Annotated in this window: 3 protein-coding genes; all 3 read left to right on the plus strand. The window is 37.5% G+C overall.

Features of this window, described 5'->3' with window-relative positions; all coding sequences use genetic code 11:
* A partial coding sequence (locus tag JHD62_RS21240) for a hypothetical protein (RefSeq protein WP_233161148.1) occupies window positions 1-729 on the plus strand: 729 nt, incomplete at its 5' end.
* A 217-nt stretch (window positions 730-946) separates the two neighbouring features.
* The gene (locus JHD62_RS21245; RefSeq protein ID WP_199104555.1) at window positions 947-1,405 is read left to right on the plus strand and encodes a hypothetical protein; all 459 of its coding nucleotides are present in this window, start codon (window positions 947-949) and stop codon (window positions 1,403-1,405) included.
* On the plus strand, window positions 1,393-1,707 hold the full coding sequence (locus tag JHD62_RS21250; RefSeq protein WP_199104556.1) for a hypothetical protein: 315 nt from the start codon (window positions 1,393-1,395) through the stop codon (window positions 1,705-1,707). Before JHD62_RS21245 ends, JHD62_RS21250 begins: the two co-directional genes overlap by 13 nt.
* Window positions 1,708-1,947 lie beyond the last annotated feature (240 nt).

Below are 1,947 nucleotides of genomic sequence, written 5' to 3' on the forward strand. Positions count from 1 at the left end.
ATAAGTAACAGATTTTCTTTATTAATAATATATTGCACTATGGCTAATAGTTCTCATGCGGCAACCATTTCGATTGATGGTTTAGATGCTTTGGTTTTAAAAAAAACTGAGTTATCTTCCGGAGAAGATGTCAATCTGAATATCATTTACAATGGAAATGTTTGCACACTCCCCAAGACAATATTTTTGACCTCCGCAAAAATATCATCCGACAAAAAATTTGTTATTTTAAATAATAAGCTATTTTTAAATTGGAGAGATATCAAATCTTGCAATTTAAACACTGACACAATCGGTCAATTAAATATCAATCCTGATTATTATAATATTGAAGACATCAACGAGCAAAACAATCTAATAGTTTTATATGTGGACCCTTTATTTGGGTGGCCATATGCACCTGAAAGAAATGACAAATTTACGTTCATGGCCGCACTGGTAGACATGAAAAATCTATCCAAAATTATTTCAATTAAAAAGAAACCATTTTACAATGAAAATCGCACAGACTCGATAGAATTAGATAAACATTCATTTATCAATGCCCTTAGCACTGACAAGGCTTTTTTCTCACCGGATGGAAAATATCTCGCATTAAAATCCAGCGCCATCTCTTGCAAGAAAGGCGCCTACCCTGGCGTATTTGAAACCACACACTGGAAACAAGTGATTTTTAATGGCCCTGATAGCAATAAAAAATGCCGGGCATTATTTCCACAATTGAAGTAAAAGCAAATTCAAAAACCAAGCCATGCAGCGTGAAAAATCACTTTTACAAGAAATTCAATAGCAATATCATGCTGATTTACTGCAACATGGCCTATCAGTTTGTAAAATCGCATATTAAAAATTGAACTTATTCATGGCACCTCAATAGCGATTCAGAACAATACAAATCCAGATAACACACCAGCCTATTTCACTTTACCACCAAGGAGAGTGTTAAGTGATACGTACTCAAAAAATTAGCAGCTTGGCAATCCAACTTATAATACTTTTCAGCTTATCAACTCCATCACCTGCCAAGACCACAATAATTTTAAACACAGAACCAAACATCAAAGTACAAAGCGTTACCGTACAAAATGAAAATATCCAAGAAATGGAAATTATTTACAAAGAAAACACATGTCAAATAAAATTTCCATATTGGATTGGACATACATCAGCATCCATCTCATCCGACTCAAAATTTCTAATTCTAGATGGAAATGGCTTTATAAAAATTTCCGATCTTGAAAACTGCGACAAAAATAACGTTGATTTCCAAGAAATTTCCAGCTCATTACAATCCGCAATACTAATGGACGTCAACAGTGCGCGCAATTTAATTTTGCTATATATCAACCCGATTTTTGGCATGCGGTACGAAAAAAAAGTAAATCCAGCTACATGGCCGGTGTAATTATTAATAAGGCAATAAATGAATATGGCACTCTTCCTGATCCATTAAAAATAAATTACAAACAATTTTTCTCACCTGATAGAAATTCCAATATAGATCTGGATCGCTCTCTTTTTGCAGGACATAATGACAAGGCGTTTTTCTCACCGGATGGAAAATATCTTGCATTAAAATCCAGTGCCATCTCTTGCAAGAAAGGTGCCTACCCTGGCGTATTTGAAACCACACACTGGAAACAAGTGATTTTTAATGGCCCTGATAGCAATAAAAAATGCCGGGCGTTATTCCCACAACTGAAGTAACACACTTTCACAAATAGATATCCCCTGCGTAAGCCAAAAAAAGGCCACCCCTCAGGGTGGCCAACGCAGAGAGTGACGTTTACGCCAGCAAACGTCAGTCGATATAACGCAGACCAGCCTTGGCCAGCGGCTCGCGCATTGCGTACATGTCCAGGCCCAGCACACCGGAAGCCAGCTTGGCGCGTTTTTCGCCTTCGAACGATTCGCGCTTTTGCGCCGCCGCCAGGGTTTCCACTGCAC

It is taken from the genome of Aquitalea sp. ASV11 (genome assembly GCF_016429185.1).
Taxonomy (GTDB): domain Bacteria; phylum Pseudomonadota; class Gammaproteobacteria; order Burkholderiales; family Chromobacteriaceae; genus Aquitalea; species Aquitalea pelogenes.